The organism is Enterobacter sp. Ag1, from assembly GCA_000277545.1.
In the GTDB taxonomy this organism is placed as follows: domain Bacteria; phylum Pseudomonadota; class Gammaproteobacteria; order Enterobacterales; family Enterobacteriaceae; genus Cedecea.
Genome location: AKXM01000004.1, coordinates 225,149 through 245,685, shown reverse-complemented (window position 1 = coordinate 245,685; position 20,537 = coordinate 225,149). Strand labels below are relative to the sequence as shown.

Annotated in this window: 21 protein-coding genes and 1 riboswitch; of the genes, 8 read left to right on the top strand and 13 right to left on the bottom strand. The window is 52.4% G+C overall.

From position 1 onward, the window contains the following. Positions 1–143: 143 nt before the first annotated feature. Positions 144–1,742, top strand: a complete 1,599-nt coding sequence (pdeD, locus tag A936_RS01890; protein ID WP_008454041.1) for a cyclic di-3',5'-guanosine monophosphate phosphodiesterase PdeD — start codon at positions 144–146, stop codon at positions 1,740–1,742. Position 1,743: 1 nt separating this feature from the next. Here the strand turns inward: pdeD and yoaE are convergent, their stop codons facing one another. Then, positions 1,744–3,306, bottom strand: coding sequence for a CNNM family cation transport protein YoaE (gene yoaE / locus A936_RS01885; RefSeq protein WP_008454039.1), 1,563 nt, complete (start codon positions 3,304–3,306; stop codon positions 1,744–1,746). 474 nt (positions 3,307–3,780) lie between these two features. On the opposite strand from yoaE, the gene manX reads away from it, so the two are divergent. From manX to mntP, 5 genes are all read left to right on the top strand, one after another. Next, positions 3,781–4,746: a PTS mannose transporter subunit IIAB gene (gene manX / locus A936_RS01880; RefSeq protein WP_008454037.1), complete on the top strand. Its 966-nt coding sequence runs from the start codon at positions 3,781–3,783 to the stop codon at positions 4,744–4,746. A gap of 63 nt (positions 4,747–4,809) precedes the next feature. Then, entirely contained in the window at positions 4,810–5,610 is an 801-nt protein-coding gene (locus A936_RS01875) for a PTS mannose/fructose/sorbose transporter subunit IIC (protein ID WP_008454035.1), read from the top strand. A gap of 12 nt (positions 5,611–5,622) precedes the next feature. Beyond that, a complete protein-coding gene (locus A936_RS01870; RefSeq protein WP_008454033.1) occupies positions 5,623–6,474 on the top strand; it encodes a PTS mannose transporter subunit IID in 852 nt (283 codons plus the stop codon). A gap of 60 nt (positions 6,475–6,534) precedes the next feature. Next, complete coding sequence (locus A936_RS01865; protein WP_008454032.1) at positions 6,535–6,993, top strand: DUF986 family protein; 459 nt, start codon at positions 6,535–6,537, stop codon at positions 6,991–6,993. Positions 6,994–7,191: 198 nt separating this feature from the next. Beyond that, positions 7,192–7,380, top strand: a riboswitch (yybP-ykoY riboswitch). Positions 7,381–7,386: 6 nt separating this feature from the next. Beyond that, a complete protein-coding gene (gene mntP, locus A936_RS01860) occupies positions 7,387–7,959 on the top strand; it encodes a manganese efflux pump MntP (protein WP_008454030.1) in 573 nt (190 codons plus the stop codon). Here the strand turns inward: mntP and rlmA are convergent, their stop codons facing one another. The 7 genes from rlmA to mgrB all read right to left on the bottom strand — a co-directional run bounded on the left by rlmA (position 7,960) and on the right by mgrB (position 13,201). After that, a complete protein-coding gene (rlmA, locus tag A936_RS01855; RefSeq protein WP_008454027.1) occupies positions 7,960–8,763 on the bottom strand; it encodes a 23S rRNA (guanine(745)-N(1))-methyltransferase in 804 nt (267 codons plus the stop codon). It abuts the gene before it with no gap. A gap of 55 nt (positions 8,764–8,818) precedes the next feature. Next, positions 8,819–10,564, bottom strand: coding sequence for a peptidoglycan DD-transpeptidase FtsI2/PBP3(PARA) (gene ftsI2, locus A936_RS01850; protein WP_008454025.1), 1,746 nt, complete (start codon positions 10,562–10,564; stop codon positions 8,819–8,821). 231 nt (positions 10,565–10,795) lie between these two features. Further along, entirely contained in the window at positions 10,796–11,005 is a 210-nt protein-coding gene (gene cspE / locus A936_RS01845) for a transcription antiterminator/RNA stability regulator CspE (RefSeq protein ID WP_001062678.1), read from the bottom strand. A 12-nt stretch (positions 11,006–11,017) separates the two neighbouring features. After that, positions 11,018–11,161, bottom strand: a complete 144-nt coding sequence (locus A936_RS22530) for a DUF2627 domain-containing protein (protein ID WP_008454022.1) — start codon at positions 11,159–11,161, stop codon at positions 11,018–11,020. Between the two features lie 542 nt (positions 11,162–11,703). Further along, complete coding sequence (locus tag A936_RS01840) at positions 11,704–12,705, bottom strand: MBL fold metallo-hydrolase (protein ID WP_008454020.1); 1,002 nt, start codon at positions 12,703–12,705, stop codon at positions 11,704–11,706. A gap of 16 nt (positions 12,706–12,721) precedes the next feature. Next, positions 12,722–13,003, bottom strand: coding sequence for a YebO family protein (locus tag A936_RS01835; protein ID WP_008454018.1), 282 nt, complete (start codon positions 13,001–13,003; stop codon positions 12,722–12,724). 54 nt (positions 13,004–13,057) lie between these two features. After that, positions 13,058–13,201 carry a PhoP/PhoQ regulatory lipoprotein MgrB gene (gene mgrB / locus A936_RS22525; protein WP_008454016.1) on the bottom strand — a complete coding sequence of 48 codons (144 nt, stop codon included), beginning with the start codon at positions 13,199–13,201 and terminating at the stop codon, positions 13,058–13,060. Positions 13,202–13,360: 159 nt separating this feature from the next. Here mgrB and A936_RS01830 point away from each other — a divergent pair, with 159 nt between their 5' ends. Continuing rightward, the gene (locus A936_RS01830) at positions 13,361–13,600 is read left to right on the top strand and encodes a YobH family protein (RefSeq protein WP_008454013.1); all 240 of its coding nucleotides are present in this window, start codon (positions 13,361–13,363) and stop codon (positions 13,598–13,600) included. A 42-nt stretch (positions 13,601–13,642) separates the two neighbouring features. Here A936_RS01830 and kdgR read toward each other — a convergent pair whose 3' ends face one another. Continuing rightward, the gene (gene kdgR, locus A936_RS01825) at positions 13,643–14,434 is read right to left on the bottom strand and encodes a DNA-binding transcriptional regulator KdgR (RefSeq protein ID WP_008454010.1); all 792 of its coding nucleotides are present in this window, start codon (positions 14,432–14,434) and stop codon (positions 13,643–13,645) included. Positions 14,435–14,609: 175 nt separating this feature from the next. Here kdgR and A936_RS01820 point away from each other — a divergent pair, with 175 nt between their 5' ends. After that, complete coding sequence (locus A936_RS01820; RefSeq protein ID WP_034807375.1) at positions 14,610–15,983, top strand: MFS transporter; 1,374 nt, start codon at positions 14,610–14,612, stop codon at positions 15,981–15,983. A gap of 46 nt (positions 15,984–16,029) precedes the next feature. Here A936_RS01820 and htpX read toward each other — a convergent pair whose 3' ends face one another. The 4 genes from htpX to msrC all read right to left on the bottom strand — a co-directional run bounded on the left by htpX (position 16,030) and on the right by msrC (position 20,445). After that, positions 16,030–16,911: a protease HtpX gene (gene htpX, locus A936_RS01815; protein ID WP_008454007.1), complete on the bottom strand. Its 882-nt coding sequence runs from the start codon at positions 16,909–16,911 to the stop codon at positions 16,030–16,032. Positions 16,912–17,102: 191 nt separating this feature from the next. Continuing rightward, positions 17,103–19,148 carry a carboxy terminal-processing peptidase gene (gene prc, locus A936_RS01810; RefSeq protein ID WP_008454005.1) on the bottom strand — a complete coding sequence of 682 codons (2,046 nt, stop codon included), beginning with the start codon at positions 19,146–19,148 and terminating at the stop codon, positions 17,103–17,105. A 20-nt stretch (positions 19,149–19,168) separates the two neighbouring features. Beyond that, positions 19,169–19,852 carry an RNA chaperone ProQ gene (proQ, locus tag A936_RS01805; protein WP_008454003.1) on the bottom strand — a complete coding sequence of 228 codons (684 nt, stop codon included), beginning with the start codon at positions 19,850–19,852 and terminating at the stop codon, positions 19,169–19,171. A 104-nt stretch (positions 19,853–19,956) separates the two neighbouring features. Next, positions 19,957–20,445 carry a free L-methionine (R)-S-oxide reductase MsrC gene (msrC, locus tag A936_RS01800; protein ID WP_008454000.1) on the bottom strand — a complete coding sequence of 163 codons (489 nt, stop codon included), beginning with the start codon at positions 20,443–20,445 and terminating at the stop codon, positions 19,957–19,959. Positions 20,446–20,537 lie beyond the last annotated feature (92 nt).

The following is a 20,537-nucleotide window of genomic DNA, read 5'->3' as shown; positions in this document are numbered from 1 at the left end:
AGCGACATGAATAATATAGAACACCGCTTATGCGGTGTTTTTTTATCTTATCTTTTTTTATTTTTTTCGCGCTCTGATATCCCGCTACACTTTGATGATAACGTTACGCTTCATTGCTTGCGGCGAGAAACAGGGAAACAGGGATGCAAACGGCACAGCGGATTATTTCTGACTATCGCCGCAGGCGAGTTATTGTCTGCGCTGTACTCGCCATTTTAGTTTTAATCGTTACGCTTAGCGTCAGATATGCGGTGGAGCGAAATCTTAACGAACAACGCGTCGTCCAGTTTAATCAGCGAATCATTACCACACTCGATACTCTCCTCGCTCCGCTGAATACGGTCAGCGACGATATTATGCAGCTTATCGGGACCTCCTGCGACGACGCCCAATTAAAAATTCGTGAACACGCCGCCAAAATGCAAACGGTACGCGCCATTGGTTTAATCAAAGATGGCGTGCTGTACTGCTCCAGTATTTACGGCAGCCGCAACATGGGTATTCATCAGCTCCATACTCGCCTGCCTTCAGACGAGCCGCTGCTGTTTTTATCCCGCGACAGCTCATTGTTAAAAGGCACACCGGTGCTGATTTTCTGGCGACCGCTGCAGGGGCAGCCACACGATGGCGTCATGCAGATTATTAATATTCAGATGTTAACCAGCCTACTGCTTAAGCCGGAGCATCCCTGGGTAACGCGAGCGGTACTGAACGTCGGCGACGATCATCTTGAATACGGTGCCGGTCTGCTGGGGAAGATAGAAACAAACGGAGATGATGTATCTAAACAGACAGTATCTAAGCTTTACCCTTATTCTATTACTGCCATTGGCCCTTCTGCCGACCAGTTAACGCTGCAAAATTTACCGGCCCAGCTTCCACTGGCTTTATTACTCAGCCTGCTGGTGGGCTATATTGCCTGGCTTGCGACCGCCAACCGAATGAGCTTCTCCTGGGAGATCAACCTCGGCCTCGCCGCCCGGGAATTTGAAGTCTTCTGCCAGCCGCTGGTCAGCGCCCGAAACTTAGAGTGCGTTGGCGTAGAGCTGCTGCTGCGCTGGAATAACCCAAGACAGGGCTGGATTTCGCCTGAAGTGTTTATCCCCCTCGCGGAACAGCAGCAGCAAATTGCACCACTCACGCGCTTTGTGCTGGATGAAACCGTGCGTCACCTGGAGATCTTTCCCAAAACGCCCGGGTTTCATATCGGCCTTAACGTTGCCCCTAGCCACTTCCACGACGGCGCAATTATTCGAGACCTGAAACGTTATTGGTTCCCGGCCACGCCTAAGCAAAAGTTGACGCTGGAACTCACCGAACGAAATGCCCTGCCCCCAATGGATCACGGCGTCGTTCAGGAGCTACACAGGCTCGGTATCGACCTCGCTATTGACGATTTCGGCACCGGCCACAGCTCGCTGGCTTATCTTGAAACGCTGAACCCCAATGTGCTGAAAATCGATAAATCCTTCACCGCCGCCATCGGGACTGATGCGGTGAACTCGACGGTGACGGACATTATTATCGCCCTTGGGCAAAGGCTGGGGATCGATTTGGTGGCTGAAGGGGTGGAAACGCAAGAGCAGGCAGAATATTTACGTCGTAACGGTGTCGATGTGCTGCAGGGCTTTTTGTACGCCAAACCTATGCCGCTGAGAGATTTCTCTCACTGGCTCGAGGGCAACACGCCGCCGCCCCCTCGCCATGAAGACCGGGCTATCCCGGCCTTCCCTATGCGCTGACTTACTCTTCTTCGTCCTCGTGTGGAGAGCGTTCTTTTTCCACACGAACTAAATCGACGCGATAATCGTTGGCTTCGACTATCTGAATACGCAGCGGCGCGACTTCGATCACGTCCCCGACTTTAGGAATATGACCATTCACCGCAATCACCAGGCCGGCGATAGAAGCAATATCTTCCTCGCTGTGCACCAGGCGATGGATGTCCAGGCGCTGCTGCAGCGCATGCAGGTCCGTTGAGCCTTTCACCAGCCAGCCGTCACCGTCACGAACGATTTCAGGCGTTTCATCCGCATCCGGGAATTCACCGGCAATCGCTTCCAGCACGTCCAGCGGCGTGACCAGGCCCTGCACCACGCCAAATTCGTTGTTAACGATAACGAAGCTGCCGCGAGCACGACGCAGCACGCCAAGCAGGTTGATTGGGTCCAGCGTTTCCGGCACAACAATCGCCGGTGACTGCGCGGCAATCGCCGCCACGTCAACGCCTTCGTCCAGGGCAACCAGCAGCTCTTTCGCTCGTACTACGCCAATAATTTCATCCAGTTCGCCCCGGCACACCGGGAACAAGCTGTGCGGAGAGGCAAGCAGCTGTTCGCGGATCTCCGGCACGCTCTTCATCGCATCAACCCACGAAATCTCACCACGCGGTGTCATAATGCTGCGCAATGAGCGCGAAGCCAGCGTCAACACGCCGTTAATCATATAGCGCTCTTCTTCCGCAAAGGATTCCGCCTCAATTGGCGTCATGGCTTTGCTGTCTTCGCTGCTTTGTACACGTTCCTGACGCTTACCACTCATCATGCGCAGAATCGCATCGGCAGTACGCGCTCGCAGAGGCTGGCGCGACTGATGACGAATAAAGTTACGACGCGCGATCTGGTTAAACAGCTCGATGATGATCGAGAAACCAATGGCCGCGTACAGGTAGCCTTTTGGAATGTGGAAACCAAAGCCTTCTGCCACCAGACTCAAACCAATCATCAACAGGAAGCTCAGGCAGAGCACCACCACCGTCGGATGTTGGTTAACAAAGTTGGTTAGCGGTTTGGAGGCAAGCAGCATGACGCCCATCGCAATGATGACCGCAGCCATCATCACCGGCAGATGGTTGACCATCCCCACGGCGGTAATCACCGCATCCAGCGAGAAGACGGCATCCAGCACCACAATCTGCAGCACCACCACCCAGAAGCTGGCATAGCCCTTACCGTGGCCGTCATCATGCTGACGGTTTTCAAGGCGTTCGTGCAGTTCCGTGGTCGCTTTAAACAGCAGGAAGATACCGCCCACCAGCATAATCAGGTCACGGCCTGAGAAGGTGAAATCCGCGATGCTGAACAGCGGCGCAGTTAGCGTGACCAGCCATGAAATCAGCGACAGCAGTGCCAGGCGCATAATCAGCGCCAACGACAGGCCAATCAATCGAGCCTTATCCCGCTGCTTAGGCGGAAGCTTATCCGCAAGAATGGCGATAAACACCAGGTTATCAATACCCAGTACGATTTCCAGCACAACAAGCGTGAGTAAACCGGCCCAGATTTGCGGGTCCATTAACAGTTCCATGTCAGACTCCCGTTAAGGGCACAGCAAGTCGGCATTCCGTAGGTTACGGACGCAAAGCGGCTGGTTAATCGTATTTGCGGGCATAAAACGCCGCTGAGAGGGTGGGATTTAGGCATCCCGGCAGTGAAAAGACGTCGGTGACGGTCCATAGGGTGGGCTACTGCCCGCTACTCCTGAAAGTGAATCGGACGCTAACATTATCAAAGTAAACCAGGGCTTGGCAAAGATTTACCTGACTTTGCAATTTTTTTGCAACTTATGCTGACCATATTTTACAGCGTAATGCCATGAAATCACGGCAACGTTAAATTACGGATCTTCATCACATAAATTATTTTTTCACTGTCTAAAATAATTCCGGCAAATGGTTTGTTCTTTCTTGAACGTGTTATCTGAATCGATTCGCTGAAACGATCCCGATACACCACCGCACCCTTCGAGGGGTGTTGTAATGACAAAAACAGGAGGTAGCAAGTGACTATTGCTATTGTCATAGGCACACATGGCTGGGCAGCGGAACAATTGCTGAAAACCGCCGAAATGCTATTAGGCGAACAAGAGAACGTTGGCTGGATAGATTTCGTCCCGGGTGAAAATGCTGAAACCCTGATCGAGAAATATAACGCTCAGCTGGAGAAACTGGACACCAGCAAAGGCGTGCTATTCCTCGTGGATACCTGGGGTGGCAGTCCATTCAATGCGGCAAGCCGTATCGTTGTGGATAAGGAACATTACGAAGTGGTCGCCGGGGTGAATATCCCGATGCTGGTCGAAACCCTGATGTCGCGGGACGACAATCCCACCTTCGACGATCTGGTTGCCCACGCCGTTGAAACGGGCCGCGAAGGCGTGAAAGCGCTGAAAGCTAAGCCGATAGAAAAAGCCGCACCGGCCCCCGTTGCCGCCGCGCCGAAAGCCGCAGCGCCAGCCAAACCGATGGGGCCAAACGATTACATGAACATCGGTCTCGCGCGTATTGATGACCGTTTAATTCATGGCCAGGTCGCCACCCGCTGGACGAAAGAAACCAACGTTACCCGCATTATCGTCGTCAGTGATGAAGTGGCGGCAGACACCGTTCGCAAAACGCTGCTGACCCAGGTTGCACCGCCGGGCGTCACCGCCCACGTGGTGGATGTCGCAAAAATGATCCGCGTTTACAACAACCCCAAATACGCGGGTGAACGCGTCATGCTCCTGTTCACCAACCCAACCGACGTTGAGCGCATTGTTGAGGGTGGCGTAAAAATCACCTCCGTCAATATCGGCGGCATGGCTTTCCGCCAGGGCAAAACCCAGGTTAACAACGCCATTTCCGTAGATGAGAAAGATATTGAGGCCTTCAAAAAACTGAACGACCGCGGTATTGAGCTTGAAGCGCGGAAAGTGTCTACCGATCAAAAACTGAAAATGATGGATCTGATCGCGAAAGTTAAATGATTGTCATCACTAATAATATTGCTCAGATTTCACACATAAGTCATCGTCAATAGGAGAAGTACAATGGAGATTACCACTCTTCAGATTGTGCTGGTGTTTGTCGTAGCCTGTATCGCCGGTATGGAGTCGGTGCTCGATGAATTTCAGTTCCACCGTCCGCTTATCGCCTGTACGTTAATCGGCGCCGTCCTCGGCGACATGAAAACCGGCATCATCATCGGCGGTACGCTGGAAATGATCGCCCTGGGCTGGATGAATATCGGTGCCGCCGTGGCCCCGGATGCCGCCCTCGCTTCAATTATCTCGACCATTCTGGTCATTGCCGGGCACCAAAGCATCGGGGCCGGTATCGCGCTGGCTATCCCACTGGCTGCTGCGGGCCAGGTGCTGACCATTATCGTGCGTACTATTACCGTGGGCTTCCAGCACGCGGCGGATAAGGCGGCCAATAACGGCAACCTGACGGCGCTTTCCTGGATCCACGTCTCTTCCCTGTTCCTGCAGGCAATGCGTATCGCTATTCCAGCGGTTATCGTCGCCATCTCCGTAGGCACCAGTGAAGTTCAGAACATGCTGAACGCCATTCCTGAAGTGGTAACCAGCGGCCTGAACATCGCCGGCGGCATGATTGTGGTGGTCGGTTACGCGATGGTCATCAACATGATGCGCGCGGGCTACCTGATGCCGTTCTTCTACCTCGGTTTCGTTACCGCAGCGTTCACCAACTTCAACCTGGTGGCACTGGGCGTGATTGGCGCAGTGATGGCCATTCTCTACATTCAGCTCAGCCCGAAATATAACCGTAGCGCGGGTGCTCCGGCTCAGGCTGCTGCCGCGAACGATCTTGATAACGAACTGGACTAACAGGTGAGCGAAATGGTTGATTCCACTAAATTAACGACTGAGAAGAAAATCACCCAGAGTGATATCCGTGGCGTATTCCTGCGTTCTAACCTGTTCCAGGGCTCGTGGAACTTCGAACGTATGCAGGCGTTAGGCTTCTGCTTCTGTATGGTGCCGGTTATCAAACGCCTGTACCCGGAAAATAACGACGCCCGTCGCCAGGCTATCAAGCGCCATCTGGAATTCTTTAACACCCACCCTTACGTTGCCGCCCCGGTACTTGGCGTCACGCTGGCAATGGAAGAGCAGCGTGCTAACGGCGCTGAGATTGATGACGGTGCGATTAACGGCATCAAAGTTGGCCTGATGGGGCCGCTGGCCGGCGTAGGCGACCCTATCTTCTGGGGGACCGTCCGCCCGGTCTTTGCTGCCCTGGGCGCCGGTATCGCCATGAGCGGTAGCCTGCTTGGCCCGCTGCTGTTCTTTATTCTGTTCAACGCGGTGCGCCTGCTGACCCGCTACTATGGCGTGGCCTATGGCTACCGTAAAGGCGTCGATATCGTTAAGGATATGGGCGGCGGCTTCCTGCAAAAACTGACGGAAGGGGCGTCTATTCTCGGCCTCTTTGTCATGGGGGCGTTAGTTAACAAATGGACGCACGTTAACATCCCACTGGTGGTGTCAAAAATTACCGACCAGACCGGGGCCGTTAAAGTGACCACCGTGCAAACGATCCTCGACCAGCTGATGCCGGGCCTGGTACCGCTGCTGCTGACCTTTGCCTGTATGTGGCTGCTACGCAAAAAAGTCAACGCGCTGTGGATCATTATGGGCTTCTTTGTAATCGGCATTGTGGGTTACGCTATTGGCCTGCTGGGTCTGTAATTTGTTCTGACAAACGGGGGCATTCAGCCCCCGTTTTTTTTATCTTTAAGGGGAGGTTTCATGACGTTAACGGATGTCGTGCTGGTTGTGTTTATCGCGTTGCTGCTGGCTTTTGCCGTTTACGATGAGTTTGTGATGGACAAACTAAAGGGCAAAACCCTGCTCAAAATCCCCCTGCTTCGCCGTAATCGCGTGGACAGCGCCATCTTTGTCTTTCTTGTCGGCATTCTTATCTATAACAACGTGACCTCGCACGGTACCCCGCTAACCACATGGTTATTATCTGCTCTGGCGCTAATGGCCATTTATCTTTCCTGGTTCAGGCAACCGAAGATCGTCTTCAAAAGTCATGGTTTTTTCTTCGCCAATGTTTGGGTGGAATATAACCGCATTAAAGAAATGAATTTATCGGAAGATGGCGTGCTGGTGATGCAATTAGAACAGCGGCGCTTATTGATTCGCGTAAAGAATATTGATGACCTCGAAAGAATTTACAAAATAATGGTTTCAACTCAGTAAGTTACACATATAGCAATGTCTATATTGGTGGGCTATTTTTCATCAATTGAAACATAGCCTTTGCTATTTCATAAGATTTATATGGCTTTATTTTAACCTTTACATTGCATGTCTCATTAAAACGAAAATCGTTATCAATAAATGATCAGAAAAATAGAATTCAAAGATTGTTTTAATTTAAAAAAATATGTTAAGGTTGCGCCCGTCGTTGGGGAGTAGCCGATTTCTGCCACAGGCAGAAATGTACATGTCAACATACTCGTTATATCCGCTCCTGAGATTAACGTGGCATGTACGCCTCAGAGTTCTGAGTAGGCGAGACCATAGGCACGCGCCATCGTAAAGTTGGGGATGGTTTGCGTGTATATGGATATTCCCAACTGAGGCGTAACGATGAATCTCTCCGCAACAATCCTGCTTGCTTTCGGCATGTCCATGGACGCTTTCGCCGCTTCCATCGGCAAAGGTGCCACTCTACACAAACCTAAATTCTCAGAAGCCCTCCGTACCGGTTTGATCTTTGGCGTCATTGAAGCCATTACTCCGCTTATCGGCTGGGGCCTTGGCCTGCTGGCGAGCAAAGTTGTGCTGGAATGGAACCACTGGGTGGCCTTTATTCTGCTGGTGTTCCTCGGCGGGCGTATGGTGCTGGAAGGCTTCCGCGGGGCGGCTCAGGAAGATGCGCCTAAAATTCATCGCCACGGTTTTTGGCTGCTGGTGACCACCGCGATTGCCACCAGTCTTGATGCAATGGCCGTAGGCGTTGGGCTTGCCTTCCTGCAGGTCAATATTATTCAGACTGCGCTAGCCATCGGCTGCGCTACCGCGATCATGTCCACGCTGGGGATAATGGTCGGCCGCTTTATCGGGCCTATGTTAGGCAAACGCGCCGAGATCCTCGGCGGTATCGTGCTGATAGGCATCGGCTGCCAGATCATGTACAGCCACTTCGCCCCTTTTAACTGATCAATCGCGCTGCCAGACCCGCACCACAAAGTCAGTTTCACAGCTAAATGCCGTTTCTGTTTTCAGCCCGTCCCAGACTTCCGGGCGGGCGCGCCAGGCGAACGGCGTCATTTGCAGCAGAGCGGCAGCCTCATCCCCACGCAGGTTCATCATCCAGCCAGGCTGAAGCGTCTGCTGCAGCGTAAAGCCCGGCATAGATTCAACCTCTTCACTGTGCAAGACAATATCCTGATAAATCAGCCCTTTTAGCTGCATCAAATGGCGTGGGCCAGGCGTGGCTGTCACCACTACGCCGCCACGCTTCACGACCCGGGCAAGCTCTTCGCCCTTGCAGGGTGCAAAAATGCGCACAATCGAGTCCATACTCTCGTCGGCAAACGGCAGGCGGTGGCTGGATGCTACGCAAAATTTAACTTCACGGTAGCGTTTGGCGGCGTAGCGAATCGCAACTTTTGAAACGTCCAGTCCCCAGGTTTCACCCCCGTTATCTGCCACAACCGACGCAAATCCCGCCGTGTAATACCCTTCCCCACAGCCAATATCCAATAGCGCCGAGGGCGCTATCTCTTTTAACAGCTGGCAAACGGTATCGCGTAGAGGCTGATAATGTCCGGCGTCGAGGAATGCCCGGCGAGCCTGCATCATTTCCGCGCTGTCACCCGGGTCTTTCGAACGTTTATGCTGAACGGGCAGCAAATTAACGTAGCCTTCTTTGGCAATATCAAATTGATGGCCCTGAGGGCAACGATAGCTGTTCGCGCTGGCGCTAAGCACGGAATGGCAGAGTGGGCAAAGCCAGGACATAAAAAACTCCGGAAACAACAAAGGGCGCAATTTTAGCGCCCCTTTTGCCAAACCGCTACATGGCGGCGCGGTCATTCTCCATTTTGTTCAGCACCATAATGCTGTTGTCTCCGGCGGGTAGCCCGTCCGGCTCAATATTTTCCAGACGTAAAACATCCCCCATGATTTGGCTGAAAACAGGGGCAGAAACCGCACCGCCGTAGTACTTCCCGTTGGAAGGATCGTTAATCACCACCACCAGCGCATAGCGAGGATTACTGGCCGGCGCCACGCCAGCCGTGTAGGCAATGTACTGATCTATATATTTGCCATCAGGACCGATCTTTTTGGCTGTGCCCGTTTTCACTGCCACACGGTAGCCATGAACTGCTGCCTTAACCCCCCCGCCGCCGGGCAGCGCCACGCTCTCCATCATATGTTCCACTTCATGCACGATTTCTTCAGGCATAACCCTTTTCCCTTCCACAGGCGGGTCTACGCGGGTGATGGACAGCGGACGGGAAATGCCAAAGCTGCCGATCGTGGCGTAAACATGAGCCAGCTGCAGCGGGGTCACCATCAGGCCATAGCCAAATGCGAAAGTGGCGCGATCCAGTTCTCCCCAGCGCTGGCGCACCGGCAACAGGCCGCGGCTTTCCCCCGTCAGGCCGATTGCGGTAGGGACGCCAAAGCCAAATTTATGATAAGTGTCCCAAATATTCTGAATCGGCATCGCCAGTGAAAGACGGGACACGCCGGTATCGCTCGATTTTTGTAGCACGCCTGTCAGGGTGAGCTGCGGGTAATAGCCCACGTCACGAATGTGGTGCCCGTCCAGTGTAAATGGATGAGTATCAATAACGCTGTCAGGCCGGACAATTCCCTGCTGCAGCGCGGTCATTACCACCATCGGTTTTACGGTCGAACCGGGTTCGAAGGTGTCGCTTATCGCACGGTTACGGAAATCATCGAGCTTTGCATCATCGCGGTTGTTCGGATTGAAAGTCGGGTAATTAGCCATCGCCAGAACTTCACCGGTCTGTACATCAATAACCACCGCAGCGCCTGACTCTGCTTTGTTCCAGGACACAGCGTTGCTGAGTGCATCTTCCGTCACAGTTTGCAGCCGTTCATCGATGCTGAGCTGGATATTATGCGCGGGGCTGGCAGGGTTCTCAGTAATATTCTCTACAACATGGCCGTAACGGTCTTTACGCACCAGACGCTCACCTTCTTTACCGGTCAGCTGCTGGTTAAAGCTTTTCTCGATCCCTTCAATGCCCTGATCGTCAATGTTGGTGAAGCCGATCAGGTTTGCCCCAACCCGGCCTGCGGGATAAAAGCGGCGAGATTCATCGCGCAGCGCAATACCAGGGATATTTAGTTTGTCGATGTATTGTGCCTGCTGGGGATCCAGCTGGCGCGCAAGGTAGATAAAACGGCCGCGCTCGTTGCTGTGAATACGCGCGGCAATCTCGCTCAAAGGGACGTGCAGCGCCGAGGCCAGCGCCTGCCAGCGGCTGTTAACCAGTACGCCGCCCTTCTCCATAACCGTTTTCGGATCGGCCCACACAGCCTCGACCGGCACACTGACCGCCAGCGGTTTTCCGTTGCGATCTTCGATCATCCCACGGGGCACCTCAATCGGCTCCTCGCGCAGGGAACGCATATCCTCCTGTTTAACCAGGTTATCCGGGGAGATAATTTGCAGCCAGGCAATACGTCCGAGCAGGAACACCAAACTCCCGGTGATGGCCACACACAGAAGCCCAAAACGCCACTGGATAAAATTACCGGTTAATACGGGGACACCCTTCTTCACAACTATTCCTTGAGGAGCCTAAGCGATTGAAAGATTTAACCAGATCCCAGACATTTTGCCGGGAGAACAGTGCTAAAACCTTCGCAGCTTTGCAACAAGAGGCAACAAATGATTCAATTTGTTAATAGCTTGAAAAACAGTAGATTAGCGACAGAAATGAAAAAGCCCCGTCGAAACGGGGCTTTTATCTCAATTCGGCGTTATTCGCGCCTGAGCTCTAATCCAGAAGAATTAGATGGCAGTCACGTTAACTGCAGCAGGGCCTTTCTGGCCGTCCTGGATTTCGAATTCAACGTTCTGGCCTTCAGCCAGAGTTTTGAAGCCGTTACCCTGGATTGCAGAGAAGTGTACGAATACATCTTTGCTGCCGTCTGCTGGAGTAATGAAACCAAAACCTTTAGACTCGTTGAACCACTTAACTTGACCTTTAATCTTTGCCATTTTGCAAATTCCTTAGATTGTATTCTTCGCCCGCAGGCATAACTTAGATAAAACAGAGACATTACTGCATGAGGCACTAATATAAGGCTCGGCAGAGAAGCGGTATTCAACGACAACGTGTTTACTCAGGTCTTCTTTACTGAAAATGCCACACATAAACAGAACTGTACCTCGTTTAACCCAACGTGTTATCACACACAACGTAAACAATGGCAAGCCATTTTTAAGCATGTGTCGATCTGCCGCACAGATTCAGAAAATTACACGATTACTTTGGGAAAGTAATCCGCGCTTTTTGATATATATTTTCACTACACAAGATTGTCGCAACAGATTGTGTTTTAACAACATTCCGACAACTTCTGAACCTTAGCGTAAAGTGCACTTTTCGTCCAGACACATGAACAATAAAATCCTTTTTGAAGGATATATCTTTATGATTTTTTATGCATACCTATGCACAAATCAACCTAAAGCCAGTCATCGCGTTCAATACCCGGATTTCATCCCTGTATTTTTTATGTCCACCGAATAAAGCCTGTACAACAGACCATGTATTCTGCACCAAAATAATGAAAGTTTAATGACACTTTGCCCCAGGATAAGGCAATAAAAACGTTTCGATGAAATTTAAAGCATGATTATCAGGCGTTAATTTAGCCAAATAGAAATAAAGCTCTCTGCACGGGCAATAATAATTAATTCTTATTTTTTGTTAGGGGCAAACTTTGACCAATACGCAGCGGTGAAAACAGATCATCGCTTTCCCCTTTCTCACGCAGGGCCGCCAGCAATTCCTGCGGTGGTTTATCGAGAGACTCATCGGCCAGTTCAAATACGCCCCAGTGGATAGGAATTGTCTCAGGCTTGCCGATTGCTTGCCATAAAGTCACCGCCTGTTGCGGATCCATATGATGATCGCCCATAAACCAGCGAGGCTCATAGGCCCCGATCGGCAATGCAGCGATGTCAAATGGACCCAGCCGTTTTGCGATCTCCGCCAGAGACGGGGTATAACCCGAATCACCGCTGAACCAGAAGCGCAAATTCCCCTGCTCCACAACCCAACCGCACCAGAGCGAACGGTTTCGATCCCAAAATGTTCGCATACTCCAGTGCCGGGCAGGCACGGCGGTGAAAACCATGCCGCACCAGTTAAAGCTTTGCCACCAGTCCAGCTCTGTTACCTGTTCAATGCCGCGCTGGCTGAACCATGCTTTCAAGCCCAGGGGCACAAAAAAATGCACGTCGGGAAAACGCTTGATCAAGCGACGGACAGTTTTTTTGTCCAGATGGTCGTAGTGGTTATGGGAGATGAGTACCGCATCGAGTCGAGGCAACTGGTTAAGGTCGAGCGGGACTTCGGTTCGCCGGACAGGACCGGCAAAAGAAACCGGGGAAGCTCGACGGGAAAATACCGGATCGGTCAGCAAAAAATGACCATTAAGCCGCAATAACAGGCTGGCATGGCCCAGCCACCATACGCGGTCATCGCTACCGCTCAGATCGGCCTGTTGCCACCAGCGTTCAATAAACGCGGAATAACCTTCACCGGGAGGATGAGGCAGCTTCTGCGCTTTGCGCTCCTGCCGCCACCTTTGGACGTCGCCAGGTTGCCGGACTGAAGGCTCAGCGTTACAAAACCCATCAGGTAGATGGTGGGATAACTGCGGATTGTACCAGGGGTTTTTCCAGCTCATCCCACCTCCAGCCTGATTAGCGTTCCGCTACCAGACGAACAAAGTCGTCGTCATTTTCTTCTTCAGCCTTCGCAGTCGGTTTGTGTTCCGGCTCGGGTTCGTTGGCTTCGCACAGGCGACGCAGCAGGGCATTTTGACGTTTCTGTAAATCAACCAGCTCTTCAAGCAGCGCAATCTGCTCGTTTGCACGGCTGCTGGAACGATTGACAAAAAACCACAGGACAAGACCGACAATCAACGTCACCAGCGAGATTGCCAGCGGCATGATACTTAAAGCACTAACACCCAGTTCGTTCATCTTACCACCTCAAAAAGAACGCATTCTACACCTGAGGCAGAGAGAGACAAATCACTACCAGGGGATAAATTTATTAATGGTACAAATGCCGCTGAAAAATTGCACATCCTGGTCGCACATCACATTTATCATTTGAGTCCATAGCAGCAGGCAGGTAACAACAATCACCAGAACGATCACCCATCTGTACTTTCTCACTACATCGCCACCTCTTGGCCATAGAATTTCGCTAATTTAACACTAACCAACTAAACCATAAGTAACGTTTCCTGCTTTTTCATTTCAGAATCATCAGATTGTGACGTCAATTATTCAGAGTAAGGTTGATGCAGGATTGGATTGATGTTTGAGGTCAGTATGCGAGCGATTATTCGTACCATCATTGTTATTGCCATCATCTGGATTGGCCTGTTGCTTTCAGGCTATGGCGTTTTGATTGGCAGCAAAGAAAATGCGGCCGGACTGGGATTGCAATGCAAGTACCTGACGGCACGTAATACCGTGACAGCACAGTTTATTCATACCGACAGCGGAATTATTGGCCTGACCAACTGCCCACTGCTGCGTAAGGTCGACACGCCGATTGATAATGGTTAGATCTAAAGGGCCGCGTGTTCTGCGCGGCCCACTTTAACAAAATCAGAAAGGAGAGTGGTGATAGCCCATTTGCTCTGACAGCGCACGCGCAGCCTGATGAAGAAGACTAACGTATTCAGACAGTCCCTCATCCGAATAGCGAAGCGTTGGAAATGAAATACTCATTCCCGCAATGACAGTACCAAAACGATCAAACACCGGTACCGCCACGCAGCGAATGCCTTCTTCCTGTTCTTCGTTATCTTCGCCGTACCCCTGCTCACGCACCAGATCAAGCACCGGGAGAAGCGCTTCAGTACTGACAATAGTGCGTTCCGTGCTGCGGACATATTCTACGTCAGAGAGAATATCCAGAATCTCCTCGCGCGGTCGCCAGGCCAGCAAAACCTTCCCTATTGCTGTGCTGTACAAAGGATTCCGACGCCCTACGCGGGAATACATGCGTAAATTATAGAGCGAGTCAATTTTATGGATATAGACAATACTGCTGTCGTCCAGCGCCCCGAGGTGAATCGCCTCTTTGGTTCGGCGGGAGAGCTCTCGCATCTGTATGTCTGCACTGCGGACAAGATCAACGTTCTGCAGGGCGCGGCTGCCAAGCTCAAAAAGCTTCAGCGTCAGCGCATATTTCTCTAACTCGCCTTCCTGAGAGACATAGCCCAGGGACTTCATGGTCTGCAAAAAGCGATACACGGTACTCTTGGACATCATCACGCGCTGAGAAAGTTCGGTTATCCCAATCTCTTTTTCTTCCCCAAGCGCCTGCAGGATGCCGAAAACTTTCAGCACGGAAGAGACTGCATCGGGCTGTTTGTCGGAGTCTGAGAGTGCCATACATCACCTCGGGGGTTATTGTTTTATAAAAATCAGAACTGCTTTTTAGTATATTGATGCCCCGTGAGTGTCGCAATCAAAGCCTGCTGATTCGTTACAAATCTGCGGCATCAGCGAGATTAATTAATGATAAAATCATTACCCTCCTAACGACTTCAGACAGCCTTTTCAAAGTATGGATAAATCAGTGTCCGACGGCTTGCCTACGCCCCAGCGTTATGGCGCCATTTTCACCATCGCGCTCGGCATTATGATGGCCGTGCTGGACGGCGCTATTGCTAACGTTGCCCTGCCTACCATTGCCCACGATTTGAATGCCAGCCCGGCGGAATCTATTTGGGTGGTTAACGCTTATCAAATAGCGATTATTGTCTCGCTGCTGTCGCTTTCGTTTCTCGGCGATATTTTTGGCTACCGCCGTATCTATCAATGCGGTCTGGTCCTGTTCTGCCTGACCTCACTGTTTTGTGCCGTCTCAACTTCATTGCCGATGCTCACCTTTGCCCGCGTACTGCAAGGCTTTGGCGGTGCGGCACTGATGAGCGTAAATACCGCCTTGATACGCCTCATTTATCCTCAACGTTTTCTTGGTCGTGGGATGGGGGTCAATTCATTTATCGTTGCCGTCTCCTCCGCGGCAGGTCCCACCGTTGCCGCCGCGATTCTTTCGGTGGCCTCCTGGCAGTGGCTGTTTTTAATCAATGTGCCGATTGGCATCGTTTCGCTGATTCTGGCGCTGCGCTATTTACCTCCAAATCAGCAAAAATCCCAGGGGCAGCGTTTTGATATCCCGAGTGCGGTGATGAATGCCCTCACCTTCGGTCTGCTGATTTCAGCGATCGGTGGTTTTTCACAGGGCCAGCCGGGGTCAGTCATTATCGGTGAGCTGGTTGCGCTTGTCGTGATTGGCTATTTCTTCATCCGTCGCCAGCTTAGCTTACCGTTCCCTCTGCTGCCGGTAGACCTGCTGCGAATCCCGATTTTTTCGCTGTCTATTGGCACATCAATATGTTCGTTCGGCGCTCAAATGCTGGCGCTGGTTTCACTGCCCTTTTTCTTGCAAACCGTCCTGGGCCGCAGTGAGGTTGAAACCGGTCTGCTGTTAACGCCGTGGCCGCTGGCAACGATGGTGATGGCCCCGCTGGCCGGTTATCTTATCGAACGTGTTCATGCCGGCCTGATGGGCGCCGTAGGGCTTTTAGTGATGGCCTGCGGCCTGTTTGCTTTGGCCATGCTCCCGCACGATCCGTCCGACCTGAATATTATCTGGCGTATGGTACTGTGTGGGGCAGGATTCGGCCTCTTCCAGTCCCCGAATAACCACACCATTATCTCCTCGGCGCCCCGCCACCGCAGCGGAGGGGCAAGCGGAATGCTGGGGACAGCTCGCCTGCTCGGGCAAAGCTGTGGGGCTGCACTGGTCGCGCTAATGTTTAACTTGTTTGGTAACAGCGGGACGCATGCCTCGCTGATTCTTGCAGGCATATTTGCCACCATTGCCGCCGTCGTTAGTGGGCTGAGAATGTCCCAGCCACGGGCTCAGGCATAAAAAAAAGCGTGCCGCCAGGGCACGCTTTTTCACTTCAACCTTTCGGTTACTTCAGGTATTCACCGCTGCGCAGCGCTTCGATACGTTTGTCCAGCGGTGGGTGCGTCATGAACAGTTCGCTCATTGACTTAGCCTTACCGTTGATGCAAAACGCCATCATGCTGCTGGCTTCCTGCGGCTCGTAGCTGGTTTTCAGGCGCTGCAGGGCAGCAATCATCTTCTCGCGGCCCACAAGCTTCGCGGAACCCGCGTCGGCATGGAATTCACGATGGCGTGAGAACCACATGGTGATGATGCTTGCCAGAATGCCAAACACCAGTTCAAGCACCGTCGCCACCGCAAAGTAAATCAGCGGGTTGCCGTTGCTGCTTTCGTTGTCATCACGGTTCCCGGACAGGAAGCCGGAAGCGACCTGAGCGATGATGCGGGAGATAAAGATAACGAAGGTGTTCACCACACCCTGAATTAGCGTCATGGTGACCATATCGCCATTGGCGATGTGGCTGATTTCATGCGCGATAACCGCTTCCGCTTCGTCACGACTCATGTTTTGCAGCAGACCTGTGCTGACCGCAACCAGAGAGGCGTCACGGCGCGCTCCGGTGGCGAAAGCATTGATGTCTGGCGCATGGTAAATCGCAACCTGCGGCATGGCGATACCCGCCTGCTGTGACTGCCGACGCACGGTTTCCATCAACCAGTGCTCAGTTTCATTACGAGGTTGCTCAATCACCTCACCGCCTACTGAACGCAATGCCATCCATTTTGACATCAGCAGGGAAATAAAAGAGCCGCCAAAGCCAAACAGCACCGCCATGATCATCAGACCCTGAACGCTGCTCGACTGGATCCCCGTCAGGCTTAGCACCAGCCCGAAAACGACCATTACCGCAAGGTTGGTCAACAGGAAAAGCCCGATACGCATCATAATTTTCTTTTTACCTCGGTTAAAAACACGCTCTTTGCGCTCCCACACATCGTAGGGGCGCGCCGCCTATTTTCAAGCATCCGCCCCGCCCAAGTGGTTAATAATACATAACTTTACATTTTGTATGCATTTATCTTACATCACGAAGACAGGCAAAAAAATGGGCACCGCTTGGGTGCCCATCAGGGAGGTTATTTCGCCGCCGGTTGTTCAGCCGGCCTGTCTTGCTCCATACCGGCAAGATCGATGGCAATATGTACCGTCTCGTCGAGATACGGATCGGGCTCCTGGTAGTCCTTCGGCAAATCGTCGAGTTTCTTAAGCGGCGCTTTCCCTTCCCGCTTAAAGCGATCGTTGATTCTGGCCAGACGCGTCGCGTCGTCTTCCTGATTCTCTTTTTCACGTACCGCATAATTCAGAGAAACAGCGTTACGTTTTTCCTTCAGGGCATTGAAGCGAGCAATGTCCTTCATGATGTACTGGAATTCAGGGTCTTTGGCGATGCGATCCTGATGCAGCTTCAGCAACTCAGGTTCAAACGGCGTAAGGTCACCGGTTTTCACATAGGTCGCTGCGTTGATGCTGTCCCACGGCAATGCGTTGTCTTCGAACTTCTCGCCGGTCTCAGTTTGCTCGGTCCCGGTTGGCATCATGATGTCCGGCGTCACACCTTTCCGCTGAGTGCTGCCGCCGTTGATGCGGTAGAACTTCTGAATGGTGTACTGAACCGAGCCCAGCGCAGGCCATTCCGGACGCAGCATCTGATCGTAAATGCGATTCAGCGAACGGTACTGCTGCACGGTGCCTTTCCCGAAGGTCGGCTCGCCGACAATCAGCGCGCGGCCATAATCCTGCATCGCCGCCGCAAAGATTTCAGATGCCGAGGCGCTGAAGCGGTCAACCAGCACCACCAGCGGCCCTTTGTAGTAGACCACGCCGTCGGTATCGCTATCTTCACGGACTTTACCGTTGTTGTCGCGGACCTGAACGACCGGGCCACTTGGGATAAACAGACCGGACAGGGACACCGCTTCAGTCAGCGCCCCGCCGCCGTTAGAACGCAGATCGATAATTACGCTCTTCACGTTCTGTTTTTCCAGCTTCTGCAGCTGAACCTTCACATCATCAGTGAGGCCAACGTAGAAGCCAGGAATATCCAGCACGCCGACTTTGTCTTTGCCGACTGTCTTCACAGACATCTTAACCGCGCGATCTTCGAGGCGAATACGTTCGCGGGTCAGCGTCACGGTACGCGTCTTGGTGCCTTTGCCCGCTGGCAGGATTTCAAGGCGAACTTTGCTGCCTTTTGGCCCTTTAATCAGCGCCACAACGTCGTCCAGACGCCAGCCGATCACGTCAACCATCGGTTTACCCGTTTGGCCTACGCCAACAATACGATCGCCGACGGTGATGGCCTTGCTCTTCGCCGCCGGACCACCGGCAACCATGGAGTTGATCAGCGTATAATCATCGTCCATTTGCAGCACCGCCCCGATACCTTCTAAAGACAGGCTCATTTCGGTGTTGAACTGTTCGGTGCTGCGCGGAGAGAGATAGTTCGTATGCGGGTCAATCTCATGAGCAAACGCGGTCATCGCCAGCGAGAACACATCTTCGCTGTTACTTTGCGCCAGGCGGCGGATCGCAAACTGATAGCGCTTGGTCAGGGTTTCACGAATTTCCTGCTCGGTTTTACCGGTCAGCTTCAGGCTCAGCTCGTCGTATTTAACTTTCGCATCCCAGAGCTTATCCAGCTCATCGACGCTCGTTGGCCACGGCGCCTTGCTGCGATCCAGATTGATGGTGTCGTTACCGGTGAAATCCATCGGCTTCGCCAGCACCTTCAGGGCGTACTGGTAGCGTTCAAAACGGCGCTTCTGACCCAGATTGTAGAGGTCGTAAAAAACATCGAGCTTACCGCTACGCAGCTCGTCGCCGATCTGCCCTTTCTTCGCAGCGAACTGGGCGACGTCGCTGGCTAACAGCACGTTATGGCTGTAATCCAGCAAGTTCAGGTAGCGGTCAAAGATTTTTGCCGAGAAATTGGCATCCAGATCGAACTGGCGGTAATGCGAGCGCGTAAAACGCGAGGTCACACGCTCACTCACCGTAGCGTGCTGAGCTTCTTCCTTTAACTGAGGAATTTGGTCAGCACGGGTAATGTTGTCCAGGGCCAGGGCACTGCCTGCCACGAACAGCAGGCTGGCGATAGCCGTAAGCTTAAAGAGTTTGTTCATGCCTGAGTCAGGCCTCCGTTTCAGAACTGCAAGTGTTCTGCGCGTACGATCATTGCCATACCAGAAGTCAGCTGTACACGGACGCCATCTTTGGTAATTTCCAGTACGGTAGCATCCATTGCGTTGTTACCGGCTTTGACTTTAATGGCCTGTCCAACCTGCAGAGCAGAAATATCGGTCACCGGCGTACGACGCTCTTCACGAGGTGCCTTAGGTGCCGGTTTTTCTGCGCGAGGTTTACGCTCCGCCCCTTCTTTACGACGCGGTGCTGCCGCCAGACGAGGTTTGCGTTCGCGACGTGGAGCGTCTTCCGTTACGCCTGCGGCTGCCGCGGCTTCACGTTTCTTCGCCTGTTGCTCAGCGCGCTGGGCCTGAACGCGGGCTTTCGCTTCATCCAGCTGCTGACGTGCATGTTCAACATGCTGTTCGTCCAGCTCACCGCAAGGGTTGCCATCAAGATCGACGCGAGTCGCGCCAGCTTTGATGCCGTACAGGTAGCGCCAGCTTGACGTATAGAGACGTAACGCTGAACGAAGCTGTGTTTTGCTGAGGCTCATTTCGCCTTCAACACGAGAGACTAAATCCTGGAAGATACCAATCTTCAACGGACGAGCTTCACCTTCAGCGCTAAAACATTGAGGGAAACGCTCGGCCAAAAATGCGATAACTTCTTTACTGCTATTCAACTTAGGTTGATTTTCCATGAAATTTCCTGATTACAACGGAATTGCCAATAAGTCGCAGGCATGAACAGGCGACATTATAATGACGCCATCGCTAAATGCCACGTTATCCGTTGCTTATCATGCTATCGAGGGAAGAATTTTTTAAAATCAGTGCCGCTCAGCACGTCTGAAAGCCGCGAAATCAAGGTTTTTAAACCCATTTCGTCTTCTTCCGAAAAACGGCCATACTCGGTGCTGTCGATATCCAGGACGCCAATCGTCTGGCCGTCAACCGTCAGGGGCAGCACAATTTCCGAATTGCTGGCCGCATCGCAGGCAATGTGCCCGTCGAATGCATGCACATCCTCCACACGCTGAATCGTGCCTGCTGCGACGGCTGTGCCGCATACGCCCTTGCCGACAGGGATTCTTACGCAGGCAATTTTGCCCTGGAAGGGCCCCAGAACTAGCGTTTGGGCTTCGAGAAGGTAGAATCCTGCCCAGTTGACGCCTTCAAGGCGCTCAAAGAGCAACGCACTGGTATTCGCCAGTGTTGCAAGAAAGCTGGTTTCACCTGCCATTAACGCACTAAAATCGCGATTCAGATCCGCGTAAAATTGTTCTTTGTTCATTAAATAACCGTTATGTTGTCTTACTTTACTTTGTAGCATATTAAAATAAGCATTAAATGCACGGTGCCACAAGGTGTATCATTTTATGAATT